This is a genomic window from Aneurinibacillus aneurinilyticus ATCC 12856, from assembly GCF_000466385.1.
Taxonomy (GTDB): domain Bacteria; phylum Bacillota; class Bacilli; order Aneurinibacillales; family Aneurinibacillaceae; genus Aneurinibacillus; species Aneurinibacillus aneurinilyticus.
The window spans coordinates 1-7,297 of the sequence record NZ_KE952717.1 but is presented as its reverse complement, the minus strand read 5'-3'; the positions used below and the strand labels follow the sequence as shown (position 1 = coordinate 7,297).

The following is a 7,297-nucleotide window of genomic DNA, read 5'->3' as shown; positions in this document are numbered from 1 at the left end:
AAGTGGGAGACTTCTTTCGGAGGGAAGTTAAATTCACCCTCTTGGTTTGGATGAAGACTGCCTTGTACCGAATCTGGAGCTTTATGTTGTCCCCTTGGAACGAGTTGTATCTATATACATCTGGTTTGATACATCGACAAACTTTTGTGGTAGGAGGTAAGAAAAGACGGAAGGGCGGTGGGTGGGCACGGTCGGAAAAAGACAGCTGGCCTTTCTTCTGCCAGAGCGCAGGGCGCATCCAACCTCTTCTTTTTCCCGAATTCCCTCCTTCCAACCACGTGATCATGTCAAACTATCAGGTGTAACTTACTATAGGGTGCTGACTGCGCAACAATCCATCAGTCCATCTCTCTCCAAAATTGTTCTGGATTCTCAATATCCATATCAATATACTTGCATACAATCTCCTCAAGCTCGATCGGTGCATCAATATCAACAGTATGCCATGGATTCATATCTGGTGGACCAAAGCTGACCTTCAGCTTCTTTTCCGATACATCAAATATCATACTTCTAAGTGTCCCCATTCCATTTGAATAAAAATGGCAGCATGGACCATATGGATACGGAGTGGACAGCAATTTCCTTATCTTTTCATCATTGATATAAGGCGCATCTCGTAATAATGAATTCCATACAGAAGAATAGCGCATTTCAGAATGCCAAAAATGATGTTCATCAAATTCTTTCATTTCATGGCTCACATAATGATTTGTGGCGACCAATAAACCACCAACTGGTTTCCTCACAGAAATTCTATTTTTGTCTGCTGAAAAGCTTGCTACCTCGAAAATAGAAACATCATTAGCAGCATCCGCTACCAAAAAATTCGTATTCGTACATAACGGTATTTCTTCAAGCAAGCATTGCGCTTCATAAACATCTTTACAGCGATCTAAAATTGCACGAATGGCGACCCAGAACTCACATCCATTCCCATCAAGTGGCTTTAAGTAGGCAGTACTGGACATTGAAACGACGAGTCCATGTTCATTCATCCCATCCATTCTTCCCGCATTTTGTAACGAAAAACCAATATGCTTTGGTTTTCCTGTTACCCGGGTAATGCATAAACTTCTTTCATCCCTTACAAAATATTCATAGCTCCTCCCCACATAAAAATGCCCATCGCTCGTGTTTGAAGGAAGCACTGCAAATTGGCAGCAATTATGGGAATTGTAATATGAATTCGCATAGCATATTATTTTTTCCGGCTCTGTGCCTACTTCATCAGCAAATCCTTGTATTTCATCCACAAAACCAGGACATATTTTGTCAATCAACATCATTCTCTTATGAGCAGTTGCTGCGGATATATAATCCTGCCCTTCCATTGGTCTAATAAAATAAGGAATATCATCCGGATAGTTCTCTTTTAATGTAATCGCCCGTTGTTTACCCACTTCATAATTGCTTCCTTCAGCCACATGAACATCAAAAATCATCGGTTCTTTCTTTTCATTATTTTCCATATCCACAAACCCTTTCTCATATAAAAATTACTAGTCAAGATGTCTTCAATTTTCGTCGTAATCTTAACATATTAAAAAAATTAGGTCTATGGGATTATTGATTACCCACTATATGTAAACTGCAACCCCAATAATAGATACTTAAAAAAATCCGTTATTCAGGTTACAGTTCATGCTGCTCATGCCAATATAAGCATCGGTGATTTCATAGGTTTCTCCATATCCAACTAAAGGTACTATGTAGACAAGCGTTCGATCTCCTAATTTCAGGCGCCTATTGCTGTTAAACAAAAATGCACCCCTTGAATCAAATTTCCGGGATTTTTCCTATTCCACTATAAGGGATGCACTTCACTCTTTATTTTTAAAGCCTGTATAGTCAACTTTCATCTGTGATGAATGACATATCGGACAATCCTGTTTTTATACTCAGTCCCCAACCAAAGAACTCGTCATGTGTTATTTCTGCACAAATTGTGTTCAAACCAGCCCGCCAGCGAACCGGAATACCGGCAAAATCACATCGAATTCGCCCATCACTGCCCGGAGGATTCCATCTCCAATCCCCTTGGTAGATCTCTTCTTCATTAACCCATAGGCGAAGATGATCGCTGAAACCGAAAGTTAAAAAAGTTTCTTTCTCCTCAGGAATAGTAAAAGTACTCTTTGTTTGGACAGAAATGCCTTGTCCAACCTTATGAATTCTGTTTATGTTAAGCGTTCCATTTTCTTCAACGAATGCTTTCGTCCAATTATTTTCGGCTGCTGGTTGTTCACCTTTTAAATAAGGCATTGAAACCATCCATTCCGTTACAAAAGTTTCGGTTATCAGTTGCTTCAAATTCTTTTCTCTTTTAATGATTGGCGTCGGCTGTATTTTCTCCACAGAAAGATTACGAATGTAGCTGGGCAAATATCCCCAAAACCCTACTTTACCAACAAATCCTCCATGCTGAAGGTTGGGAATTATAAGTTGGGGAGAAGCATTTTCACCCATATAGACGGCTACGCCATTCGGTTGAACTTCTATGGAAAATTTTACCCATTTACCAGTAGTATTCGGCAAAGGCTTTTGATACAAAGGGCCATTATAAATTTGCCATGTCATAGAATCATTCATAATCGGATCGTATTGAATTTCGACAGGCGCCAAATAAACCAGCTCATAATTATGTAAATCTTTGGCGCCGAAAACAAGCCCTATAAAACCCACTTGTTTTGGAATAGCTACTTCCGCTTGAAGACGAAAGCAATCAAAAGTTATTTCGTCACGAAGAAAGATAGCAGATCCAGTCTTTTCAAGATATGCTGCCTTTTGCCCAAGATATACCCCTGGACGAATATTAGAATCGCCCAAATCAAATTTATCCAAATCATTCCACAGATTAAACAATAACTTAGTCATTCTCTCACTCCTTTAGTGAATTTTCATGAAATTAGAACGGAGGATGTCTAAAGAAAAGTCTATGTTTTAACGGATGAAGGAAGAGAAATTTTACAGATGGATATACAAAGGATACAGCATATCATCAATGTTTACAAAGGGGGAAATATAAATGAAGAAGCTTGGTTTAATAAGCAACTGAAAAAGGGCTACGAACCAGGTTATTAAATTAGATTTTCAAAAGCGTTAGACTTTATTGAATAAAACAAACCAGCCCTCAGGCTGGTTTGACTATTTCCTACGATGATTTCTTTTATTGGAGTTCATCCACATCGCCAGTAAGCTAAAATTTTTCGGTACCCCAAAAATAGAAATCAGGCCGGTTACACCCTTAGAATGGCGAAAACCGGCTGATTTTGTGCCCAGATTTCCTTAACGCTGTAAAGTATTTTGAATGGTTTGGAGATAACAGCTTAAAGGCTTTAGTTTAAACATGAACGGCTTCCGGGGCCTGAACATGAAGAGGTGGGGGGATTAACCATCCTTTTTCTTTGTTCAAACGTAGAAGCCTTGCGCCTAATTGTAAATTATTTGCATGATATTGGACAAACATGGCTGCAATGTCTTCACGAATACATTGTCCTATAATAGAACTACAAGAAACTAATCCTAAAGCAATATCTCTTGTGATAGCTCCTGCAATTTCTGGATCGTTAATTCTTGCACCTGCTGGAATTTGTTCAATGGAAACGGATGGACGATCAGGAGGCGCAGGTGGAAGTGCCACACCATTTGCTTTTAATAAATTCTCAACCTGCTCAATCTCCTGTTTTTTACCTCGAATTACATCTTGTATAAAATCTCGAAGGTCAACATCTCCAGTATGATTTAGAAATACTTGATATTCGGCATAGAGTGATTTCGTTGTAAATAAATATGCCCATACGCCAGCCACTTCACCATAATGCATTGGCTCATTTTGTGGGTTTCCACTTAAAATTCCCATAATTGTCCTCCCTACACTTGATAAGGTATGAAGCTCCATTTAGGTTCTCCTTAGTAAAATATGTTAGAGTTGTTAAAGGAAAAAACGCTTATGCCTGTTGGATACATTTATACAATGGAGTAACAACAGCTTTGTCTTAATCCTCCACATTCAAAACAGCGGTAGATAAGGTGTATAGAATACGTACCTCCAACCGATTACGGGGATAACCACTTTGCACTTTCGCCTCATCAACAGCCCAATGAACATCTGGAACAATCCCTTTAAAGTATCCCCCATCGTCTACTACAACAATAGTTCGATGTGGTATAGCAGAAGCATCGTGCTTAAGATTTTCCAACGGAAACTCTGGACCACATACAAGTGCATCGGTACAACATAAATCCATTACTTTTCCCCGCTGTGTTTAGTATGATCAATAAGAGATGTTTTACTCACAGCTCCATAATAGTGTCCGGAGGCATCAACGATACGCGGGATTTAAGTACCCTATCCTACATTTTTTTCATCGTTCGCACTTAGTATCTCGACGTACCCTTTTGTTCCATCTACCGAATATACGAACCGTCTTTAATGATTTCTGTGGCTTTTTCAATACCCACCACAGCAGGAATGCCATACTCACGTGCTACCACAGAACCGTGAGTCATCATCCCACCGACTTCCGTGATCAATCCCACCGCCGAAGTAAAGAGTGGAGTCCATCCGGGATCCGTGTAAGGAGCCACTAAAATCTCCCCTGCATTAAGTTTGGCATCTTCCAATCGAAGGATTACCCGCGCCACTCCTTCCACCACACCTGCCGAAACCGGGGTGCCCACAAGCGATCCTTCTGGCGCTTGCACCTCACGAGGTTTCCCTGTCACTATTTCTCCTTCACTGGTCATGAGGCGCGGCGGGTTCAACTGTTGATACCGTTCGTACTCTTCTTTTCTTTTCTCCACAAATTCGGTTACATCACCCGAAAAACGATTCTCCAACAAGTCAATGAATTCTTCAAGCGTAAAGTAAAATACATCATGTTCATCTGCCAATACACCTTTTTTCACTAAGGTTTGAGCTTCCTGCAACATAGCTCGTTTGTAAAGGTCCAGCAGCAAAACTAAAGTAAATTTATGATGTTCACGCATTCCCATGAGATTGCGATACAACTCCACCAGCCTTGCAACTTTCCGTCTTTCAAAGAAGCCAAATAAAGAAACAATTTCTTTTCCTGCTTGCTCGGCTTCCACTTCACCTTTTCTGAATTTCTCCCGATGTTCCCGGGCAGATGAAGTTCGGAGGTTGCTCAAAATGAAGGGGACAAGCTGGCTCGGATCTTCTCTCCATCTCGATCTGGAAATGTCAATTTCCCCTGTACAACGCATTCCGTATGCTTCAAGGAAACGATCAAAGGCCGCTTTGAATTCTTCTCCGCCTTGAACCGTGCCTAGTTCCTTATAAAACTGATTATCCTTTGCTTCTTGCAAAATTCGAACTACCTCGGGGTACTTTCTTGCAATATCGGAAAGATCGCCTAATTTTTGACCGATTTCTGTCGTCACATTGCCCGGTAAGGACTTGTACAATTGGCTGAGTAAAGAAGCAGTGCGCTCTTCCCCAACTTTCTTTTTGAGTGCCTTTTCCAAAGTTCCTGATGCAATTACTCCTGTGGCTACATAAACTGCAACTTTCGCCAACACATCAGGAGCCATTCTTCCTATTTTTCGCCTGATAAGACGAATCGTTTCTGCTCCTGAAACAGCCTTTAGTTGTTCCACTTGTTCCTTCACAATTTGCTCTATCAACAATTCAGCATGAAGCTTCGCTTTCTTTGGGTCTCGAATCCTCAAATTAGCTATAATTTTGACCGCTACAGGCATGAGAATCGGATATAATTTCCGAATAAACTTCGCCATGTCCTTTTTTGAAAAAGGAGAATGACGAAATTCATCCCTTTGACTCACCTCCGAAAGAGCTGAAGATAACACCTCATCCATTCCTCTCATTATTTTAAGCATTCGATTCCGGGCAGGCTTGACCAAAAGAACATTAGTCACATCAGCAAATACCCTTCCCCCTGCTGATCGTATAATGGGTAAGTCGGTTAAAAACTTCGTGATCTTACTCATAATTGAAATTCCCATGGGTTTCATCGCATCGGTCATCATTTGAATATGGCCAAAGGAAAGAAAAACATGCAATTGATCGTCAGTTACTTTTGGCACAGGATACAATGAGGTAATCGGGCGACTTTGAAGAATATAAAATTGCTCATCAGCCCATGCCCATTCAATGTCTTGTTCCGAACCATAATAATCTTCGATTTTCTGTCCCCATTGGGCCAACGCGAGGATGCGTTCATCTGGCAATGCCTGAGATTCTTGTCTTTCCAGAGGGAGTTCTTGTGTCACCGTTCCTCCTTCAGGAACCGAATAGATGGCGATCTTCTTTTTTGAAATCGTCTTATGAATGATTTGCTCCGAACGAACCTGATACAAATCTGCCGTCACCAGTCCTGATACCAATGCCTCTCCTAACCCGTAACTGGCATCAATGGATATGGTATTGCGGTGCCCTGTGATGGGATCTGCCGTAAACATAATGCCAGAAACCTCTGGAAAGACCATATGTTGAACCACCACGGAGAGAAATACGGAGCGGTGGGGGAATCCATTTTTGGCCCGATAGGAGATGGCTCGGTCAGTAAAAAGAGAGGCCCAACAATCTTGTACGGCTTTCAAAACGGATTCCGATCCACAGATGTTCAAATAGGTGTCCTGCTGCCCCGCAAAGGAAGCGGTAGGTAAATCCTCAGCCGTTGCACTCGAACGTACCGCATAGGCTTTTCGAATACCCGTGGTTTCTAAAGCAGATAAGATCACTGTTTCGATTATTTCCGGTATGGGAAGAGATTGAAGGTGTTCTCGAATCTGTTATCCCAGTTCTTGAATTTGCTTTAAATCATCATAACGCACCTGATCCAAACGCCGAAAATATTCCTCCATTTCAGGACTGGTTTGAATGAATTGCCGATAGGCTTCTGTAGTCACACAAAATCCTTGGGGCACAGGAAAACTCGCCTTGGTTGCCTCCCCTAGATTTGCGCCTTTTCCTCCTACGTAAGCTAGATCCGATTTATCAATTTCATTGAAATTCAATACATATTTCTTCATTGTTAACTCCTCCCTCACGATTGATCATAGTCAGCAAAGGGATTTTGTTTTCCTTTTCAAATAATTTTTATTAATTTGCTTACATAATGCTTTACACATTAAGATTTTAATCAATTATATAGAATTAATGATGGTATTCGTGAAAATGATCAGTGTTCCCGATTCTTAGCTTTTCCTTTCCAGCTTGATGGCGATGTGATATACCCCTAATGGAGCAATTTAGGAGAAAAAGCCAAAACATTAAAGATATTTTACCAAGGGTGTTGATTATCCAGTATAA

At 40.9% G+C, this 7,297-nt stretch carries 4 protein-coding genes and 1 pseudogene; all 5 read right to left on the bottom strand.

What is annotated here, in order from left to right; all coding sequences use genetic code 11:
- Positions 1–338 precede the first annotated feature (338 nt).
- Entirely contained in the window at positions 339–1,472 is a 1,134-nt protein-coding gene (locus HMPREF0083_RS05320) for an acyl-CoA--6-aminopenicillanic acid acyl-transferase (protein WP_021620087.1), read from the bottom strand.
- Positions 1,473–1,851: 379 nt separating this feature from the next.
- Positions 1,852–2,877 (bottom strand): hypothetical protein, encoded by a 1,026-nt coding sequence (locus HMPREF0083_RS05315; protein WP_021620085.1) that lies wholly within the window; start codon positions 2,875–2,877, stop codon positions 1,852–1,854.
- Positions 2,878–3,343: 466 nt separating this feature from the next.
- Positions 3,344–3,862, bottom strand: a complete 519-nt coding sequence (locus HMPREF0083_RS05310) for a DUF3231 family protein (RefSeq protein ID WP_040301581.1) — start codon at positions 3,860–3,862, stop codon at positions 3,344–3,346.
- Positions 3,863–3,998: 136 nt separating this feature from the next.
- Positions 3,999–4,250 (bottom strand): hypothetical protein, encoded by a 252-nt coding sequence (locus HMPREF0083_RS05305; protein ID WP_021620083.1) that lies wholly within the window; start codon positions 4,248–4,250, stop codon positions 3,999–4,001.
- Positions 4,251–4,410: 160 nt separating this feature from the next.
- Positions 4,411–7,017, bottom strand: a pseudogene (locus tag HMPREF0083_RS05300) (phosphoenolpyruvate synthase).
- Positions 7,018–7,297 lie beyond the last annotated feature (280 nt).

What these genes read in the sequence shown, in the direction of transcription:
- HMPREF0083_RS05305 (WP_021620083.1), bottom strand. Translation starts at nt 4,250, where the DNA reads ATGGATTTATGTTGTACCGATGCACTTGTATGTGGTCCAGAGTTTCCG.
- HMPREF0083_RS05320 (WP_021620087.1), bottom strand. Translation starts at nt 1,472, where the DNA reads ATGGAAAATAATGAAAAGAAAGAACCGATGATTTTTGATGTTCATGTG.
- HMPREF0083_RS05315 (WP_021620085.1), bottom strand. Translation starts at nt 2,877, where the DNA reads ATGACTAAGTTATTGTTTAATCTGTGGAATGATTTGGATAAATTTGAT.
- HMPREF0083_RS05310 (WP_040301581.1), bottom strand. Translation starts at nt 3,862, where the DNA reads ATGGGAATTTTAAGTGGAAACCCACAAAATGAGCCAATGCATTATGGT.